This window comes from Hoeflea ulvae, assembly GCF_026619435.1.
Taxonomy (GTDB): domain Bacteria; phylum Pseudomonadota; class Alphaproteobacteria; order Rhizobiales; family Rhizobiaceae; genus Hoeflea; species Hoeflea ulvae.
This window is the reverse complement of the sequence record NZ_JAOVZQ010000001.1, coordinates 573,374-591,748: the sequence shown is the minus strand read 5'-3', so window position 1 is coordinate 591,748 and position 18,375 is coordinate 573,374. Positions and strand designations below refer to the sequence as shown.

The 18,375-nt window shown below is 62.2% G+C and carries 14 protein-coding genes and 1 tRNA gene; 6 read left to right on the top strand and 9 right to left on the bottom strand.

Translation table 11 applies throughout. The features are described from left to right. Positions 1-19 precede the first annotated feature (19 nt). The 4 genes from OEG82_RS02920 (at position 20) to OEG82_RS02905 (ending at position 6,060) form a co-directional block, all read left to right on the top strand. Entirely contained in the window at positions 20-655 is a 636-nt protein-coding gene (locus OEG82_RS02920) for an FMN-binding negative transcriptional regulator (RefSeq protein ID WP_267610972.1), read from the top strand. Between the two features lie 10 nt (positions 656-665). Further along, on the top strand, positions 666-1,313 hold the full coding sequence (gene cmk / locus OEG82_RS02915) for a (d)CMP kinase (RefSeq protein ID WP_267610971.1): 648 nt from the start codon (positions 666-668) through the stop codon (positions 1,311-1,313). A gap of 139 nt (positions 1,314-1,452) precedes the next feature. After that, positions 1,453-3,159, top strand: a complete 1,707-nt coding sequence (gene rpsA / locus OEG82_RS02910; protein WP_267610970.1) for a 30S ribosomal protein S1 — start codon at positions 1,453-1,455, stop codon at positions 3,157-3,159. 1,908 nt (positions 3,160-5,067) lie between these two features. Beyond that, positions 5,068-6,060 (top strand): IS110 family RNA-guided transposase, encoded by a 993-nt coding sequence (locus tag OEG82_RS02905; protein ID WP_267610969.1) that lies wholly within the window; start codon positions 5,068-5,070, stop codon positions 6,058-6,060. Between the two features lie 40 nt (positions 6,061-6,100). Here the strand turns inward: OEG82_RS02905 and OEG82_RS02900 are convergent, their stop codons facing one another. The 3 genes from OEG82_RS02900 to OEG82_RS02890 all read right to left on the bottom strand — a co-directional run bounded on the left by OEG82_RS02900 (position 6,101) and on the right by OEG82_RS02890 (position 8,421). After that, complete coding sequence (locus OEG82_RS02900; RefSeq protein WP_267614838.1) at positions 6,101-6,724, bottom strand: ribonuclease D; 624 nt, start codon at positions 6,722-6,724, stop codon at positions 6,101-6,103. A gap of 125 nt (positions 6,725-6,849) precedes the next feature. Continuing rightward, positions 6,850-7,842 carry a BMP family lipoprotein gene (locus OEG82_RS02895; protein ID WP_267610968.1) on the bottom strand — a complete coding sequence of 331 codons (993 nt, stop codon included), beginning with the start codon at positions 7,840-7,842 and terminating at the stop codon, positions 6,850-6,852. 261 nt (positions 7,843-8,103) lie between these two features. Then, the gene (locus OEG82_RS02890; RefSeq protein WP_267610967.1) at positions 8,104-8,421 is read right to left on the bottom strand and encodes a hypothetical protein; all 318 of its coding nucleotides are present in this window, start codon (positions 8,419-8,421) and stop codon (positions 8,104-8,106) included. A gap of 416 nt (positions 8,422-8,837) precedes the next feature. Between OEG82_RS02890 and OEG82_RS02885 the strand changes: the two genes are divergently transcribed. Further along, positions 8,838-8,927: transfer RNA gene (locus OEG82_RS02885), tRNA-Ser, on the top strand. Between the two features lie 139 nt (positions 8,928-9,066). Here OEG82_RS02885 and OEG82_RS24285 read toward each other — a convergent pair. The 4 genes from OEG82_RS24285 to OEG82_RS02860 all read right to left on the bottom strand — a co-directional run bounded on the left by OEG82_RS24285 (position 9,067) and on the right by OEG82_RS02860 (position 13,081). Further along, positions 9,067-10,851 (bottom strand): flagellin N-terminal helical domain-containing protein, encoded by a 1,785-nt coding sequence (locus tag OEG82_RS24285; RefSeq protein ID WP_425497523.1) that lies wholly within the window; start codon positions 10,849-10,851, stop codon positions 9,067-9,069. Positions 10,852-11,151: 300 nt separating this feature from the next. Next, positions 11,152-11,847 carry a helix-turn-helix transcriptional regulator gene (locus tag OEG82_RS02870; protein ID WP_267610966.1) on the bottom strand — a complete coding sequence of 232 codons (696 nt, stop codon included), beginning with the start codon at positions 11,845-11,847 and terminating at the stop codon, positions 11,152-11,154. Between the two features lie 300 nt (positions 11,848-12,147). Next, entirely contained in the window at positions 12,148-12,477 is a 330-nt protein-coding gene (locus OEG82_RS02865) for a DMT family transporter (protein ID WP_267610965.1), read from the bottom strand. 1 nt (position 12,478) lies between these two features. Further along, complete coding sequence (locus OEG82_RS02860; RefSeq protein ID WP_267610964.1) at positions 12,479-13,081, bottom strand: TetR/AcrR family transcriptional regulator; 603 nt, start codon at positions 13,079-13,081, stop codon at positions 12,479-12,481. 230 nt (positions 13,082-13,311) lie between these two features. Here OEG82_RS02860 and OEG82_RS02855 point away from each other — a divergent pair, with 230 nt between their 5' ends. After that, positions 13,312-14,310 carry an NADPH:quinone reductase gene (locus OEG82_RS02855; RefSeq protein ID WP_267610963.1) on the top strand — a complete coding sequence of 333 codons (999 nt, stop codon included), beginning with the start codon at positions 13,312-13,314 and terminating at the stop codon, positions 14,308-14,310. Between the two features lie 68 nt (positions 14,311-14,378). Here OEG82_RS02855 and OEG82_RS02850 read toward each other — a convergent pair whose 3' ends face one another. Together OEG82_RS02850 and OEG82_RS02845 are read right to left on the bottom strand one after the other, a co-directional pair. Then, a complete protein-coding gene (locus OEG82_RS02850; RefSeq protein WP_267610962.1) occupies positions 14,379-15,824 on the bottom strand; it encodes an aldehyde dehydrogenase family protein in 1,446 nt (481 codons plus the stop codon). A 266-nt stretch (positions 15,825-16,090) separates the two neighbouring features. Further along, on the bottom strand, positions 16,091-18,217 hold the full coding sequence (locus OEG82_RS02845) for an O-antigen ligase family protein (RefSeq protein WP_267610961.1): 2,127 nt from the start codon (positions 18,215-18,217) through the stop codon (positions 16,091-16,093). Between the last annotated feature and the right edge of the window lie 158 nt (positions 18,218-18,375).

Below are 18,375 nucleotides of genomic sequence, written 5' to 3'. Positions count from 1 at the left end.
CAATCAAGGACTAGGCGCCATGTATCTGCCGCCGAATTTTGCCGAGACCGACGAGACCGTGTTGCGGGCGCTGATCACCGCGCATCCGCTCGGCCTGCTGATCTTGACCTCGCCGTCGGGCGTGCTGGCCAATCCGGTGCCGTTCCTGGTCTCCGTCACCGATGGCGTCACCACGCTGCGCGCCCATCTTTCGAAAGCCAATGAGCAATGGCGCCATATCGGCGAGGGCGCCGAGGTGCTGGTGGTGTTTCAGGGCTTCGACAGCTATGTGACACCCTCCTGGTATGTCTCCAAGGCCGAGCATGGCAAGGTGGTGCCGACCTGGAACTATGCCATGGTCCAGGCCCGCGGCCGGGCCAGCGTGCACGAGACGGCCGACTGGCTGGGCCGGCAGGTGCGCGACCTGACCAGCCGCCACGAGGCCCGCCGGCAGACCCCATGGCAGGTCGAGGACGCGCCGGAAAAATTCGTGGCGGCGCAGTTGCGCGGCATTGTCGGCATCGAGATTGCGCCCGCGCAACTCACCGGCAAATGGAAGGTCAGCCAGAACCGGTCCGAGGCCGACCGGCGCGGCGTTCACGCCGGGCTGACGGCCGACGGAGACACGGAGATGGCGGATATGGTGGCCGATTACGGCGGACTGACAGACAGATGAGGCATTCCCGATGACCAGAAACACTTCGCAGACCGTCATTGCGGTGGATGGACCGGCAGCCGCCGGCAAGGGCACCTTGTCGCGGCAACTGGCAAGCCATTACGGCCTCAATCATCTCGACACCGGGCTCACCTACCGGGCCACGGCCAAGGCGCTGCTCGATCGCGGCCTGCCGCTTGATGACGAGGAACTGGCGGCCGACGTCGCCCTCGGGCTTGATCTGGGACATCTCGACCGCGCGGTGCTGTCCGCCCACGAGATCGGCGAGGCCGCCTCGAAGGTGGCGGTGATGCCGAAGGTGCGCCGCGCCCTGGTCGAGGCCCAGCGGGCCTTTGCCGCCACTGCGCCCGGCGCGGTGCTCGATGGCCGCGACATCGGCACGGTGGTGTGCCCGCAGGCGCTGATCAAGTTCTATGTCACCGCCAGCCCGGAAGTCCGCGCAAGGCGGCGTCATGACGAGATCCGGGCCAGCGGCGCAAGCTCGGATCTGGAGGGGATTCTGGCCGACATCGTCAAGCGCGATGCACGCGACAGCGAACGCGCCGATTCGCCGCTCAGGCCGGCAGCGGATGCGCACTTGCTAGATACAACCAAAATGAGTATAGAAACCGCGTTCGAAGCCGCCCGTATTCTCGTGGATGCTGCGCTCGAACGCTGAACTGACACCAGCGAGCTTGTCCCGCGCCGTATTTGCCCCGCCTTCATCAAGGTCAGGGGCAGACAGGCATCGCCGGTCCGACCAACACCAACCAGGCGCATCCGACCGCACCATGATTACGCGGTCGCCAGGAGAATTCATGCCTAACACTGAATCCATGACAGACGAATTCGCATCGCTGTTTGCTGAATCGCTTGCCACGCAGGACCTTGCCGAAGGCTATGTTGCCAAGGGCATCGTCATTGCCATCGAGAAGGACGTCGCCATCATCGACGTCGGTCTCAAGGTCGAAGGCCGCGTGCCGCTGAAGGAATTCGGCGCCAAGTCGAAGGACGGCACGCTCAAGGTCGGCGACGAAGTCGAAGTCTATGTCGAGCGCATCGAAAACGCGCTGGGCGAAGCCATGCTGTCGCGCGAAAAGGCTCGCCGCGAGGAAAGCTGGATCCGTCTCGAAGAAAAATTCAATGCGCAGGAGCGTGTTGAAGGTGTCATCTTCAACCAGGTCAAGGGCGGCTTCACCGTCGATCTGGACGGCGCCGTGGCCTTCCTGCCACGCAGCCAGGTGGACATCCGTCCGATCCGCGACGTCACTCCGCTGATGCACATCACGCAGCCTTTCGAAATCCTCAAGATGGACAAGCGCCGCGGCAACATCGTTGTCTCGCGCCGGACCGTTCTCGAGGAAAGCCGTGCCGAACAGCGTTCGGAAATCGTGCAGAACCTCGAAGAAGGCCAGACCGTTGAAGGCATGGTCAAGAACATCACCGATTACGGTGCGTTCGTTGATCTTGGCGGCATCGACGGCCTGCTGCACGTCACCGACATGGCATGGCGCCGCGTCAACCATCCGTCCGAGATCCTGTCGATCGGCCAGACCGTCAAGGTCCAGATCATCCGGATCAACCAGGACACACACCGCATCTCGCTGGGCATGAAGCAGCTGGAAAGCGATCCGTGGGATGGTATCGGCGTCAAGTACCCTGCCGGCAAGCGCATCACCGGTACCGTCACCAACATCACCGACTACGGCGCATTCGTCGAGCTGGAGCCGGGCATCGAAGGCCTGATCCACGTTTCGGAAATGTCCTGGACCAAGAAGAACGTGCATCCCGGCAAGATCCTGTCGACAACGCAGGAAGTTGACGTCGTCGTTCTCGAAGTCGACCCGAACAAGCGCCGCATTTCGCTCGGCCTCAAGCAGACGCTCGAGAATCCCCGGGAAGTGTTCGCGCAGACCCATCCTGCAGGCACCGAAGTCGAAGGCGAAGTCAAGAACAAGACCGAATTCGGCCTGTTCATCGGCCTCGACGGCGATGTCGACGGCATGGTTCACCTCTCCGATCTCGACTGGAACCGTCCGGGCGAACAGGTCATCGAGGAGTTCAACAAGGGCGACATGGTCAAGGCCGTCGTGCTCGACGTCGATGTCGACAAGGAACGCATCTCGCTGGGCATCAAGCAGCTTGGCAAGGACTCGATCGGCGACGCCGCCGCTTCGGGCGATCTGCGCAAGAACGCCATCGTCTCTGCCAAGGTGACAGCGATCACCGATGGTGGTCTCGAAGTGGTTCTGGTTGATCACGAAGACCTGTCTTCGTTCATCCGCCGTTCGGATCTGTCGCGTGACCGTGACGAGCAGCGCCCCGAGCGTTTCTCGGTCGGCCAGACGGTCGATGCCCGCGTCACCAACTTCTCCAAGAAGGACCGCAAGGTCGGTCTGTCGATCAAGGCGCTGGAAATCGCCGAAGAGAAGCAGGCCGTCGCACAGTTCGGCTCGTCCGACTCGGGCGCTTCGCTCGGCGACATTCTGGGCGCAGCCCTGAAGAAGCAGAACAACGACGACTGATCCTTCCCGGATCTGACGTTGAAATACGAAACCCGCCGGAGCGATCCGGCGGGTTTTTTGATGGGTGGGCAGCCGCGGCTTCCTCCTCTCCCCCTTGGTGCGGGAGAGGAGGAAGTGTTGCCCAAACCGGATAGGGCGTTTCCAGAATAGACCGGATAGACGGTTTAAAGCCCTCGCCGAAAGCACCCAATCTCCCCCTTGCGGGGGAGATGCCCGACAGGGCAGAGGGGGGCATGTTGCGTTTTATGCCGACAGCGCAGTGTTGACCGAGACCTTACCCCCCTCTGTCACCTGTGGTGACATCTCCCCCACAAGGGGGGAGATTGGCCGCAGTGCAAATACCGAATTGTCGGGGGAAAAGAGCTATGATTGAGCGCCGCTCCCTCTCAATCGTCATCCCGGCCCCCGAGCCGGGATCCAGCTGCGTCCGCTTCTGCGGACGCGGGAGAGCGTCTTGCCAAAAACCAAAAGTTCCTTCTCTACCCTTGTGGGAGAGAAAGCGAATTCAGCGCCTTGGCTTCAGCCAAGTGCTAGAAATCGCAAGTGAGGGGACAATTTCGGGCACTGAAACCGGCGCCCTCTCTTGGAATTTCCGACACTTGGCCGGCGCCAAGATGCTGAAATTCGTATTTTCCCCACCGAGGGGGAGAGCTGCGCGCCGCACCATCGCGCAAAAATCTGCGCCTCAGCGAACACTGCGCTGTCGGTATAAAACGCACCATACCGTCCTCTGTCGGTTTCACCGACATCTCCCCCACCAGGGGGAGATCGGGCGCTGCAATTGCTGAATTGACGGGGAAAAACCGCAAGATCGAACGCCGCTCTCTCGCTTCGTCATCCCGGCCCCCGAGCCGGGATCCAGCTTCGTCCGCTTCTGCGGACGCGGGAGAGCGTCTTGCCAAAAACCTTGATGCCGCAGGAGTTTACCGGCTCGCGGACGCTCGCCCGCTGGATGCCGGATCGGGGTCCGGCATGACGGCAATCTGGCACAGCGCCCTGTCCATCCCATCAATATTCTCCGACCTTTTTTCCACATCCCGCAGCCCCGTGCCATCATCAGCGTGCTCCCGCTGCCGGATGGAACGTGAACGTGCTGGACCAGGTGGGAGGAAGGCCTTTCGGGGTGTGCCGGAACGTGCGGCAGATCGCGGAAGGAGGCGGTGACCATCGTGGCTCCGCTGGCAGCCGGTTGATAAAAACCGGCCAAGCCAGCCACCGGGCTGGGCTTGCAGTCATGCTGCCTTCGGGCAGATCCTGCCTCACGGCAGATCCCGCCCTCGGGCGAGATAGACTGCAGCACCGGAACGGGCCTGTGGCGGATTTCCCGAGACGGAAAGACGTGTCGGACCACGAAAACCATCTCCCGCGGCCGGTCCAGGCTGTGGCCGGAGCAATCCGGGCGGGCGTAAAACCCCGAGGATGCGAGGAACCGCCTGTCGGATGCGGACATCATCCGGCGATGCTCGGGCCGCGCGCGTGCTGCGCCACCCAATACTACCATTTCCAGAGGCAAAGCCCGCGTGCGGCCCTCCGGACCGAATTCTTTCACACCCCGGCGAAAATTTTCGCGCGGAATCGTTTTGGTATGACGGCAAATTGAAAAGGCCGTGAGGGGACAGTTTACATTTCGCACCGCCCACGGGAGCAGGCACATTTCCAAAAGTAAACTCATGTCGCAGCAATTGGGATTTCTGACTGACATTCTGTGTTTGCTGGCCTTGGTGTAGCATGGCCGCAGAGCAATGAGGCGGTGCAGACCCTATGTAAACGGATCGGCGGCGGTTTTGCCGACAGATCGGGGGACAGCGAGGCCGCACCGCCTTGCTCTTTTGAACCCGAACAGTCGCATGAGCCGGGCCATGTTTTGACCGACATCCCGAGCTCGAACCATGAGTAAGGGCCGCTTCAATGTTACACCCAAACACTGCTTCATTTCAAACGCCATCCGCATGGATCGGCATCGACGTCTCCAAAGCCTGGCTGGACCTGTGCCTCATCGGTGACGGTACCGACCAGACGCCCCTGCGTGACCGCTTCGCCAACACGCCCAAGGGGCTTGAGCAGATCGTCAGGCTGAGCAGCAAGTATCCGGTCAGGGCCATCGTTTTGGAGGCAACCGGGGGATACGAACAGGCTTTGGCAATCGCGCTTGCCGAGAACGGCCTGCCGGTGGCCGTCGTCAATCCGCTGGTGGCGCGCCGCTTCGCCCAGGGTCTGGGGCTACTCGCCAAGACTGACAAGATCGACGCCTTCATGCTGGCACTCCACGGCCAGAAGGCCAACCCGCGCGTCAAGTCGTTGGCACAGCAAAAGAACTCCGCACTTGCCGGGCTCAATGACCGCCGCCGCCAGCTTGCCAAGATGATCGTCATGGAGACCAACCGGATGCAGGCGATGAGCGACGCAAGGCTCAAACGACGCTGTCAGGTGCACATCAACTGGCTCAGGCGCGAACAGAACGATGTCATGACAGAGATTCAAACCGAAATCGCACGGGATGACACACTCAAGCAGCGCTTTACCCTGCTGCAGTCGATGAAGGGCATCGGTCCGAAGGTCGCCGCAAGCCTCGTTGGCGAACTGCCTGAACTGGGCGAGCTCAACCGCGGACAGATTGCCGCTCTGGTCGGGGTGGCCCCAATGGCGCATGACAGCGGCGCCCTGCGCGGCGTTCGAAGGATCAAGGGCGGCAGGTCATGGCTCAGAAGCCAGCTCTACATGGCTGCCATTGTCGCCATCCGGTTCAATCCCGCCATGAAGGCATATCACGACAAGCTCAAGAAGAAGGGAAAACCGGGCAAGGTCGTCCTCATCGCCGTCATCCGGAAAATGCTCATCATCCTCAATCAGATGTGCAAGTCAGGCCAGCCATGGAGGGATACAAACACACAAATGTCGTAACCTGAACCAAGACAGTCGCTGTCCCCGACATCCAATCCGCTCAGCTGTGGGCGAAGATATCCGTCTCCTCCCAGCCGAGCAGATCCAGCTTGGCGCGGGTGGGCAGGAATTCGAAACAGGCCTCGGCATGGGCCTGGCGCCCGTCGCGGAGCAGCCGGGCGGTGAGTTTCTCGGTCAGCGCATGCAGATGCAGCACATCGGACGCCGCATAGTCGAGCTGCGCCGTGGTCAGCGTCTCTGCGGCCCAGTCGGAGGATTGCTGCTGCTTGGACAGCTCGACGCCGAGAAGCTCGCGGGTGACGTCCTTGAGGCCGTGGCGGTCGGTATAGGTGCGGCACAGCCGCGAGGCGATCTTGGTGCAGAACACCGGCGCCGCGGTGACGCCGAAGGCATGAAACAGCACGGCAATGTCGAAGCGGCCGTAATGGAACAGCTTGCGCCGGGCCGGATCGGCAAGCAGCGTCTCCAGATTGGGCGCATGCGCCTGGCCCCCGGCGATCTGGACCACGTCGGCCGAGCCGTCGCCGGGCGAGAGCTGCACCACGCAGAGCCGGTCGCGGCGCGGCACCAGCCCCAGCGTCTCGGTGTCGATGGCGATGTCGCCGGTGTAAAGCGCCATTGCGGCGTCGGAAATGTCGCCCTGGTGGGTGCGGATTTCGGCCATGCTGAAAAGGTCCCTGTGTGTCATGCTCTATAACGCGCCTGCGGCGCCGCGCGCAACAAAACGGCCGGGCATGATGTCGCCCGGCCGCCTGAAGTCTCGGTCCGGCCCGAAGGCCGCTTGCTGCCTCAGTAAGGGCAGTTGTTGTCGGACATGTAGTCGTGGACGGTGACCTTGCCGGAAATGATGTCGGCCTTGGCCGCTTCCACAGCCGCCTTCATGTCTTCGTCGACAAGCGGTGCATTGTTGTCGTCCATGGCGTAATCAACGCCGCCCTCGGCCAGGCCGAGCGAGCTGAAGCCATAGGTGAAGGCGTCGTTCTTGGCATCCATGAAGGCGTTGTAGACGGCAACATCGACGCGCTTGACCATGGAGGTCAGCACCTTGCCGGGCTGCAGGCCGTTCTGGTTGGAATCGACGCCGATGCCGAGCTTGCCGGCGTCAGCGGCGGTCTGGAGCACACCGATGCCGGTACCGCCGGCGGCCGCATAGACCACATCGGAGCCCTGGTCGATCTGCGACTTGGTGATCTCGCCGCCCTTGACCGGGTCGTTCCAGGCATCCGGCGTGGTGCCGGTCATGGCTTCAAGCACCTTGGCTTCGGGATTTGCGGCCAGCACGCCGCCCTTGTAGCCGCAGGAGAACTTGCGGATCAGCGGAATGTCCATGCCGCCGATGAAGCTCACCGTGCCGGTCTCGGAGGCCTTGGCGGCCATCACGCCGACCAGGTAGGAGCCTTCCTGTTCCTTGTAGACCACGGAACGGACATTGGGCTTGTCCACCACCATGTCGATGATGGCAAAATCGGTGTCGGGATATTCGTCGGCGATCTTCTCGAGCGCGGAGCCCCAGGAGAAGCCGGCCATGACGATCGGGTTGTTGCCGTCCTTGGCAAAGCGGCGCAGCGCCTGTTCGCGCTGGGCATCATTGGCGATTTCGAAATCGCGATAGTCGATGCCGGTTTCGGTCTTGAATTTCTCGGCGCCGCCATAGGCAGCCTCGTTGAAGGATTTGTCGAACTTGCCGCCGAGGTCATAGATGATTGCCGGCTTGATGTCGGCGGCCATGGCGGTCGCGGACATCGCGGCCATTGCGAGGAAGCTCAAAAGCGTGCGTTTCATGATGTGCAGCCCTGTAGGTTACGTGTTGATCTTTAGGGGTCCTCCCGCATGCCCGGATGGGCAGACCTGCGGAATTTTGCCGGCTTTGCGGGGCCGGAAGCGCGCATCCTTGCATGGCTTTGGGCAAAAATCCAACGCCGATTTGACCTGTTCGCGGCAGAAACCGGTTGCCGTTACGTCAACCCGGCGGCCCGCCGGCGGCCGCTGCCACGGGCCGTTGTGCAAAAGCCTCGCACCCCCGCGCGCGCCCGGTTTTGCCGTTCAGGCGGCGAAGCGGCCGGCCGGCTTGGCACGGCGGTAACCGGCCAGATAGAACAGCAGCGAGAACATCAGGAACACGGCGAAGGCCGGTTGCGCCAGCAGCCAGACCGCGCCGGGATCCCAGACCCAGGCGGGCAGATAGGTGGCGAAGCTCTGCTCGACAAGCGCCAGCGTGTCGGGACTGTTGCCGGCCCAGCTCTCCATCATAGGGGTCAGCACCGGCCTGCCGGCGGCCACCGACTGGATCGCGTCGACCAGTCCGGCAATCACCGCAAAGACCAGGAACACAAGACTGAAAAACCGTGCGACAAACCGCATGCAACCCTCCGCAAAGACACCAGGCTCAGACACCGGCATGACCGCCGCACAGGCGCGGCGCGGCAGCCATGCAGCCCCTGTGACATAAAGCCCCCACCTCCGCGGCGCAATGGCAAGTTGCCGCGCGCCAGCGCCACACAAGATCAATCCGGCGCCGGCGATTCGAACAGCACGGACCCGGCACCCGGGGCCGGTTCCGGCCATGGCAGCAAGGCTGATCGGCACGCTGCGGCGGCACAGATCCGACAATGTGCGGGCCGGAACCAAATAGCGGTTGCCAAGCAAGGCGTCTTGGCTATAGTGCCGCCCGATCCGGACCGGGAATTTGTGGCGCTTTTGGCCCATGATTTTTCGGCAGGGCGACCGCCTTGACAGCGGCCGGCATGTCCGGGTACTTGCCCGTCAGACGGATATGCGGAGAGGTGGCCGAGTGGTCGAAGGCGCACGCCTGGAAAGTGTGTAGGCGGGGAACCGTCTCGAGGGTTCGAATCCCTCTCTCTCCGCCATCGTCGCCTTGCAAGCATTGCATTTTCTGCATCGGCCAGCAGGCCGTTCATCGAGCCCTGACATATGGGATCGCGTCTTTGCGCGGGCCGGAAACCTTACCGGTGCGGTTCAGCGGGGAGTGGTGGATCTGCTTGGCCGTTACCGGAACAGCGAGAGGATGGCCTGCGGGGAGGAGTTGGCGATCTGCAGCGACTGGGTGGCGAGATCCTGTTGCGCCTGCAAGGCCTTGAGCCTTACCGATTCCGCATTCATGTCAGCGTCGACGAGCCGGCCGACGCCCTTGTCGAGCGAATCGATCAGGGTCCTGGTGAATTCCGACTGGATCTCGATCCGGGAGCGCAGCGCGCCCAGGGCAGCGGCCCCGTCGATGATCTTGGCCGTGGCCGCATCGAGATAGCCGATATAGCTGTCGGTCAGTTCGGGTTGGGCGACGATGTCGATGGTGTCGAAATCCATGGTCACCAGCGGCTCGATGCTGACGCTGATGCCGGTAAAGGAGACACTTGTCTGCAAACCCGAAAGCCGATCGACATTCGGATCCAACTTGATGCTGACCTTGCCGGCGCCATTGTCCTCGATGATGACATCGGGCCAGTCCGGCTGGATCAGCGACTGCAGCAGGATGACCATCTCCGCAACGGTCTCCACCTCGCCGCTGTCCTTGCCGAGCAGGTCATTGACATAGGTGCGGTTGAAGGAATGGCTTGTTGAGGGCTCGCCGTTCACCGAGAAGCGGAAATTGATCTCGATGCCGTCTTCGCTTTCACCATTCTTGTACATGGTGAAGGAGTTGAAGGTGAGCTCATGGAGAGCTCGCGTTCCGAAATCGGCAACATTGCCGAAACCGCCGCTTCCGACCGTAGAGCTGAAATTGCTGATCTCGACATAGGAGCCGTCCAGGCCGAGGCTGCGATTCTCATCGGTGTAAAGCGACATCCTCACCGGGTCGTGGACAAAGCCCTTGATGCTGGCGTCCCAAAGCTTATGGCTGGCATGGACGGACGCACCGGCATTGGCCTGACCGAGCGCGTGATTGAGCACCTGGGCATAGTCGGTGTTGGTCTCGATCACCCCGTTCAAACCGGGATTGGCCGCGTCGAGCGTCGCCCGGTCGATCACCACCGTGGTGGTATGGCCGGGATTGTAGGGCGGCGGCACGCCGGTGGCCGGGTCGTCCGCATCCACCGTGACAGTGAAACTGATCCTGTCAGCCGGGTCGTCGAAGGTGAGCGGCCCTGAGAAACTGAACTGTGTATAGGCGCGAGACCCGGTGTCGGTGTTGGAGGTCGACCACCTGCTGACACTGTTGTAACTGTCGTTCAGGCGCATACCGGCGATCGATTTGACATCGCGGGGATCCGCTTCCAGCAAGCCGCCCCCCGTGCTGTTGAACAGCGAGACTTCCGAGAGATGGAAATCCATGGTTCGAACCGAACCGATACCTGAGGTGCCGCGTCCGAACGAGGAAACGATCGAGGTCTTGTTGGTATCGGCGTCCTGAATCTCGGCAATGCTGGTGCTGAGCCAGTTGACCCCGTTGAAACTGGCCGACTTGGCAATGCTGTGGACCTGACGGTTCAACTGGTCGAGTTCGGTCTGGATCTTGCCCCGGTCGACGCCCGGTTCCTTCGAAGCGACCAGCTTCGCCTTGAACGCGTCCAGCACCTCTATGACCGAGGTCAGGCCCAGATAGGCGACATCGACATGGGAAGCGGCCAGTCCCAGCGCATCGGTTACGGTCGACAGCGCCTGGCTGTCGGAGCGCATGGTGGTGGAGATCGACCAATAGGCGGCGTTGTCCGACGCGCTCTGCACGCGCAAGCCGGAACTGACGCGGTTCTGCGACTGCGAAAGATCCGTCGCAATGATGCGAAGGCTCTGCAGGGCAGCCATGGCTGACGTGTTTGTGAGGATGCTCGTCACACCCGCACGCGAAGATTCGGCACTGAAGAAATGGACACCATGAAACCACCAAAGAGGCCTAAGCTGCTCACTGCTGTTATGGTTCACAAATGGTTAACAAGCAAAGCAAAGTGACAGGGTAGAAATACCGGGCGACGGGCTTTCCGCTCGCCCAACCTCTTGTGGCGGCAGGGAAAACCGGGGCTCCGGCGGTACTGGCAGATGTCCGCGCGGCTTTGCCGTGCCGGCAGTGCCTAACGGCCCCGAGCCCAGCAAAGCCAGCCCGCGGAGGTTGCGGCACCGGGCCTGCTGGCAACCCGCCTAGCCGTGCGAATCGCCATAGCCGGGACGGTCCAGATGCGCGGCGATCAGCATCGCCACGAGATGCACCGTGTTGCGGGCTTCGAACCGCTCCTTCAGGCGGTCGAGCCGGTGCTCGACGGTCCGGTGGGACACCGTCAGCATCACGGCGATTTCCTTCGCCGTCGCCCCCTCGATCAGCAGCTGCACGATGGCCTCGTCGGCGGCGTCGAGCCTTTGCTGCCGCCGCGGCGGGCTGAGAAGAAACCGGGCACAGGATGAGGATATGATCCATTCCGGGCGGCCGGTGTTGCGTTGGGGAATCAGAATGCGGTCATAGCCGAGACTGACCCCGAAAAGCTTCGTCTTGACCAGCTCCATGCAGGGCTGCTGGGTCTGAAAAACCTGCTGCAAACGCGGAATCACGGCATCGCGCATATAGGTCTGGTCATTGAACTCGCCGAGCGGGCCGCCGGCAAAAATGCTGTTGATGTCCAGTATCCGCGAGACGAAACCGGAATGGCGGACCGGCTGCATGTGCCAGCCCAGAGGGTCGTCACCCGAAATCGAGATCACCGTCAGGCGCATCTTGATCGAAAGCCTGTCCATGACGTCGTTATAGACCAGCTCGGGCGTGACCGCCTGATCCGGACTGGTCTGCAGCCATGCATCAAGCATCGAACGCGTCACGATGTGAAAGGGGGTTTCCTTGGCCATGGCCACCTGCTGATTGCGTAGAGCGTGGCGACTAAGCCGAAACGGCCGATGCCTCGCAATAGGGTAAAAATACCCTTCCAGTGATATTGTTCGCGCGGCGCCGGACCTCTTTCGGGATCCGCAAACAGCGCTCCGAATCAACAGATGTGATCGTCCACCCTCAACGCCAGGGTGGTAGGATGGTTCCCCTGCGGCGCGCACCTGTGCAGCCTGGCTTCCGCCCTGGATCCCCGGGGCTTTTGCGGCACAGCCGCTCAGGCACCGGCCGGAAGCCAGGGCTCCGGGCGATGTTTCAGGCAATCAATGCGCGGAGGTTTTTGAGAGCAGGTTGAGGACTCCAACGCCGGAAACGATCAGGCCGATGCCAAGATAGCCATAGAGATCGAGTTTCTGGTCGAACAGGAAAATGCCGATAAGCGTCACCATGGCAACGCCGGCGCCGGCCCAGATCGCATAGGCGATTCCCACCGACATGGTCTTGAGCACGATCGACAGGAAATAGAAGGCAACGGCATAACCGATGATCGAGAGGCTGCCATAGTTCCATTTTGTAAAACCGTCCGACGCCTTGAGCGCGGTGGTTGCGACCACTTCGCCGGTGATGGCGATCGCCAGAAAAATCCACGGCATGTCATCGCTCTCCGCTGGGGGATCCGCCGCCACGCAGCGCGGGCAAGGCATCAAGGTCTTGAAGAAATTGCAGGATTTCGCGCCGCGTCTCGGGGCCGGAATCCGGTCCGCCGCCGAGATCGGACAGCCAGAGCCCGTCGGCCGCCAATCGCAGGCTGCGCGCCAGCGGCGTGCCGTCGGTCAGGCGGTGATCGTCAAGCCGCGCCTCGACCCAGCTGTTCCAACGGGTGCAATAGCGCGGATCGGAGCTGAGCATGAGGATCAGCACCGACAGGCGCTTTTCCTCGGGCCGGGCCATGTCGAGACCGGCAATGACCCGCAGATAGGCTCGGGAGAATCGTGCATGACAGGTTTCGTCGGGCTCGAGAGCCGCTTCGATCAGGCCGCCGAACCAGGTGACGACCTGCTCGAACAGACCGTCGATCAGCGCATCCTTGCCCGGATAATGATGCAGCAGGCCGCCCTTGGAGACGCCGGCCTGGCGCGCCACATTTTCCAGGGTCAGCGCCGGCAGACCATGTTCGATGATGGTTCCGGCCGCGCAGTCGAGCAGTTTTGCGCGCAACGCTTCAGGATTGTTCTTGCGGGTGGGGCGGGTTGTCATGGCACAAACATACCGTCTGGACGGTTTTTATAAAAGGGGAATCATGCGCCGGCGCGGCTCTTTTCCCAAGGCCGCTGCCGGCGGACAGGCTTGCCCTTGAACGCCCGATCGGTATCTATGCTGCGCACAAGACCATTCCTCCGGCGCCTGGCAAGCGGTCGCATGGAAACGGACCGGCGATGGTCGTGCCTGCGCGCTGCAGCCACCGATTCGCCAACAGGGAGATTTCGATGAAAGCCATATATTGCACGGACCGCGGACCTGCCGCCGATACACTTTTCCTGGCCGAGGCCGACAGGCCAGTGCCCGGACCGGGAAAGGTCCTGGTTGCGATGAAGACGTCGGGCGTCAACCCGTCGGACGTCAAGACCCGCAGCGGCGCCCAAGGTCCGATGGTGGCCGACAGGGTGATGATCCACAATGACGGCGCCGGCATCATCGAAGCCGTCGGCGACGGTGTCGACGGCAGCCGCGTCGGCGAGCGTGTCTGGCTCTACAACGTCAACCGGTCGGCCGATGGGGTCAAGCAGGGCACCAATGGTACTGCCGCGGACTATGCCTGCGTGCCCGCAGCGCTTGCTGCTCCGCTGCCCGATCAGGCCAGCTTCGAGACCGGCGCCTGCCTTGGTGTGCCGGCGATGACGGCGCACCGGGCCGTGCTGTGGGCCGGGCCGGTGGCAGGCAAGACGGTGCTGGTGACGGGTGGCGCGGGCGCGGTCGGACATTCGGCCATCCAGATCGCCAAGGCAATGGGAGCGCGCGTCATCTCAACGGTGAGTTCCGACGAGAAAGCCGCTGTTGCGCGCCAGGCCGGAGCGGACGCCATCATCAATTACAGGACCGAAAACCTGGAGGCGCGGATCACCGAACTGGCTGGGCCTGACGGGATCGACCATGTCGCCGAGGTGGATCTGGCGGCGCATATCAATCTCTACCCGCGAACGCTGAGCTTCAACGCCACGGTCGGCGCCTATGCCTCGGCGAGCGATGTGAACCCGGCGCTGCCGTTCTTTCCGCTGGCGTTCCGCAACATCTGTCTTCAGCCGGTCTATGTCTATTCAATGTCGGATGCGGCCAAATCCGACGCGATAAGGGACATCAACGCGCTTCTGGCCGAGGGAGCCCTGACGCCGATCGTGGCCAGGACCTTTGCGCTCGATGATGTGGCTTCGGCGCATCAGGCCGTGGAAAGCGGTCAGCTGATCGGCAATGCCATCGTGACCCTATAAGCCACCGGGCTTTGAGACGAAAACGGCCCGCTCCGGTGAGAAGCGGGCCGTGATGGGATCGGATCGGGTCAGTCGGCGTCGCTGGCCCAGCCGGAAATCGCCTTGGCTTCGAGGAATTCCTCGATGCCCCAGACGCCACCTTCGCGGGCCCGGCCCGAAGCCTTGACGCCGCCAAAGGGAGAGCCGGCGCCGCGCGACTTGCCGTTCATCTGCACCATGCCCGAGCGCAGGCGGCGGGCCATGCGGTTGCGCTTGGCGCCATCCTGGCTCTGCACATAATTGGTCAGGCCGTAGATGGTGTCATTGGCGATCTCGACGGCATTTTCCTCGTCGTCAAACGGAATGATCGACAGCACCGGCCCGAAGATCTCTTCCTGCGCGATGGTCATGTCGTTGGAGACGTCGGCAAAAATCGTCGGGCGGACGAAGTAGCCGCGGTTGAAGCCCTCGGGCCGCCCCAGTCCGCCTGCCACCAGCCTGGCGCCTTCGTCGATGCCCTTCTGGATCAGGCCCTGGATCTTGTCGAACTGCTGCGCCGAGACCACGGGACCGATGTGGTCGCCAGCCTGGTTCGCGGGACCGACCTTGACCTTAGCAGCCGCCGCAATGGCCTTTTCCACGGCCTCATCATAGACCGGGCGCTCAACCAGCATGCGGGTCGGTGCATTGCAGCTCTGGCCCGTATTGTTGAAGCAGGCCCGGACGCCGCGCTCGACCGCCTTGGCATCGGCATCGGCGAAGATGACATTGGCGCCCTTGCCGCCAAGCTCGAGACAGACGCGCTTGAGCGTGTCGGCCGCGGCCCCGGAAATGGCAATGCCGGCGCGCGCCGAGCCGGTGAAGCTGATCATTTCCACATCGGTGTGCGTCGACAGGTCCGTGCCGACACCGACGCCATCGCCATTGACCATGTTGAACACGCCGGCAGGCAGGCCCGCGGCATGGACGATTTCGGCGAAGACGATCGACGACAGCGGCGCGATTTCCGACGGCTTGTGAACCATGGTGCAGCCGGCAAGCAGCGCCGGGATCACCTTCAGCGTGACCTGGTTCATCGGCCAGTTCCACGGCGTGATCAGTCCGACCACGCCGATCGGGTCCATGGCGATGCGGTCATCGGGGGCATGCGGCCCGAGCGGGCGGATGAATTCGATGTCCTTGAAGGCGGTGATGAAATTGTCGATGTGCCAGGTTCCCGAAGTGACCTGGTCATCGCGGGACATGTCGATAGGCGCGCCCATTTCCAGGCTGATCGCCTGCGCCATGTCTTCGGCGCGCTCGACATAGATGTCGCGGATCTTCCTGACATAGCCGAGACGGGTTTCGGGATCGGTGCGCGACCAGCTGTCAAAGGCGGCCTTGGCGGCCGCGACAGCCGCATTGGTGTCTTCGGTGCCGCCGAGCGAAATCACCGCGCAGGTTTCCTCGGTCGAGGGATTGATGACGTCGCAGTCACGGCCGGACACGGGCGAAACCCAGGCGCCGTTGATGTAAAATTCACGCTTCTCAATCATCTCGTTCTCCATATGTATCTTGCCGGCAAAGCAGCCGGGAATCGCCTCGTCTGATTTGGGGGGAACAGCCGGTGATTGCAACCTCGATTCGGCAAGACAATCCATTCATTTTCCCGGTTCAGACCACAGAAGCCGCCGGATGCTTGCGACGGCCATTGATGACGAAACGGGGATCTTGGCCAGGGCCACCCGGCGCGGACGCGGCCATTCCGGGTTTTGACACGCAGCTGCAGGACGCTAACCACGGAAGGACGGGAAGGCCGGGCTCAGATCAGGGTCTTCGGTCGTTCGATGCCGTTTTCCTGCAACAGATAGGCGCAGTAAAACCCGAAACCGACCGCAAACCAGAGATAGGATTCGCCGATGGCCAGGCGAATATTCGAGTTGGACAGGTTGGACACCAGGAAATAGACGAGCGCCGTCAGATAGCAGTTGAACGCCGACGCGCCCACCAGTTTGAGCCGGGCCGCAAGATAGACCTTGCGCACGGCAAAGCCGAGCATCGCGGCATAGGCGGCCAGTCCGAAGAGGCCGTAGCGCACCAGGATCTCGATATAGCCATTGTGGAAAATATCGTAGCCCAGACCGAAGGAAGCCTGCCTTTCCTGCCAGATGGACCGCCATCCGATGCCCGCGCCGAACCAGGGACTTTCGAGCCAGATCGAGGCGGCATTGGTCCACAATATCAGCCGCTGCTGGGCGCTTCCCGGGACATCGGGGGAGGATGACATCTCATTCATGACGGCGAGCAGGCCCTGCCCGTGGAGGACCTTGTCGAGCATTGTCAGGGCGACCAGGGTGGTGCCGCCGGCCTTGTTGAGAAGCGCATGGCCGAACTGGCTGATGCCGATGCCGACACCAAGGACGAGGACGAGGACAAGAAAGATCGTCCGTCCGCTGATCTTCGATGCCTGGCGCCAGTCGCGAAACACCATGCCGAGGATCAGCACCGGAAGTGCCACGGCAAGGGCGAGCCAGACGCCCTTGGATTCGAGGCCGAGAATGTTGATGAAAGCCAGCGCGCCCGTTGCCGCGGCCACGACAAGCAGGACCGGCCTGATCTTGCCGCCGAGATCTGGTCTGGCGAAGAGATGATCGGCGAAACAGACCGCGAAGATCAGCATGAAACCTGATGCATTGGCCGCATGGATGGTGTTGTTATGGGCAAATGTCGTCGCCAGAACGCCTTCCGACAGGGCCGCATAATCTGTCGAGGCGATCAGCGCGCCGAGGCTGATCACGACAACGGCCACGACGACAGCGAATGGATAGCGGCAAAACCGCCACAGGGCGTATCCGAAGGTGGGATAGGCGATCGACAACATGAAGATGCCCTCGGCCGAGCCGGCGCCATTTTCCGGATGCAGCATCAGATCCAGGCCGAAACGCGCCGCGGCATAAAGCGCCCAGGCAAGGCAAAGCAGACCGCCATATCCGATCAGGATCCGGTTGCCGCTGGCGGCATCCTTTGCGTAATAGATCACCAGCGCCCATGACACCAAGGCAAGCCCGACGAAGCGATAGAGGTCGCTCTCCCACCAGATCGGTGAAATGAACAGGAGGATTGCGATGCCGGCAATCAGGGCGGCGGCGGAATGCCGGCCGTAATGACCGCCGGCCGGCTGGAACGGGGTGACCGGGCGCCCTTCCGGACCGGTCAGCGCATGGAAAAACCGGCCGATGTGATCGCATGTCCGCGCATAGGCGGTGGGAAGCCGCCGCCATTTCGGAAACTTGGTGTTCTCGTGATCGACGGAAATATTGGTCTGGCTGCGAAAGCTGGAAAATTCCAGAACATTGCTCTGAACAGTGAGAAGATTGATGCCGCTCGACCAATACCGTTCAAGGGCGACATCCCGGGGCAGCTGCATGGTCCGCAGGGCAACGACAAGCCGTTGCGCGGCATCACGCGAGACAAGATAGGCCGCAGCCGACCCCTGAGGGCCGAAGGCGGTCCGGCCGAGATCGTCGCCTTCTGCCGTGGAGACGTGATGAATGAAGCCGACGGCGCGGTGATTGACGAGCTTGACGACATCAAGTTCGGGATAGGCCTCAATGATGGAACGGACACGGCCCGGAAACCGGGCATCAAGCAGCACGTCATCCTCGATGATCACGCCATAGGGCTCGCCGGTCTCGCAGAAGGTCTCGAGCGCCAGAATATGGCTGCGGTAGCAGCCATATTCACCGGGCAGAAGTTTCCGCCCGTTCTGGCGGTGAAATTCCGGGACATCGACATCCACCCAGTCACCCGCGGGCACGGTGCGGCCGTCAACGGCGTCCACGCGGATCAGCGTTACGCCGGCGTCAGGCGCGCTGGCGCGGACCTCCGCCATACGATCGGCGCTGCGTGCGAGGTTGATGACAAATACTGGAAGGGTTTGCGATTGCACCACAGTTTGGCGTCTCTTCAACTCGAATTACTTATCAGGAGATTGCGCCGAAATCCAGGTTCCACTCAGCCGGGTAAACATACAGCTTTTCGTCACTTTATCAATGCGCGCCTGCTCTTCGCCGGTGATCGGCAAAACTTTGGCAGTGGCACAGCCAT

What these genes read in the sequence shown, in the direction of transcription:
- OEG82_RS02920 (WP_267610972.1), top strand. Translation starts at nt 20, where the DNA reads ATGTATCTGCCGCCGAATTTTGCCGAGACCGACGAGACCGTGTTGCGG.
- cmk (WP_267610971.1), top strand. Translation starts at nt 666, where the DNA reads ATGACCAGAAACACTTCGCAGACCGTCATTGCGGTGGATGGACCGGCA.
- rpsA (WP_267610970.1), top strand. Translation starts at nt 1,453, where the DNA reads ATGCCTAACACTGAATCCATGACAGACGAATTCGCATCGCTGTTTGCT.
- OEG82_RS02905 (WP_267610969.1), top strand. Translation starts at nt 5,068, where the DNA reads ATGTTACACCCAAACACTGCTTCATTTCAAACGCCATCCGCATGGATC.
- OEG82_RS02900 (WP_267614838.1), bottom strand. Translation starts at nt 6,724, where the DNA reads ATGGCCGAAATCCGCACCCACCAGGGCGACATTTCCGACGCCGCAATG.
- OEG82_RS02895 (WP_267610968.1), bottom strand. Translation starts at nt 7,842, where the DNA reads ATGAAACGCACGCTTTTGAGCTTCCTCGCAATGGCCGCGATGTCCGCG.
- OEG82_RS02890 (WP_267610967.1), bottom strand. Translation starts at nt 8,421, where the DNA reads ATGCGGTTTGTCGCACGGTTTTTCAGTCTTGTGTTCCTGGTCTTTGCG.
- OEG82_RS02870 (WP_267610966.1), bottom strand. Translation starts at nt 11,847, where the DNA reads ATGGCCAAGGAAACCCCCTTTCACATCGTGACGCGTTCGATGCTTGAT.
- OEG82_RS02865 (WP_267610965.1), bottom strand. Translation starts at nt 12,477, where the DNA reads ATGCCGTGGATTTTTCTGGCGATCGCCATCACCGGCGAAGTGGTCGCA.
- OEG82_RS02860 (WP_267610964.1), bottom strand. Translation starts at nt 13,081, where the DNA reads ATGACAACCCGCCCCACCCGCAAGAACAATCCTGAAGCGTTGCGCGCA.
- OEG82_RS02855 (WP_267610963.1), top strand. Translation starts at nt 13,312, where the DNA reads ATGAAAGCCATATATTGCACGGACCGCGGACCTGCCGCCGATACACTT.
- OEG82_RS02850 (WP_267610962.1), bottom strand. Translation starts at nt 15,824, where the DNA reads ATGATTGAGAAGCGTGAATTTTACATCAACGGCGCCTGGGTTTCGCCC.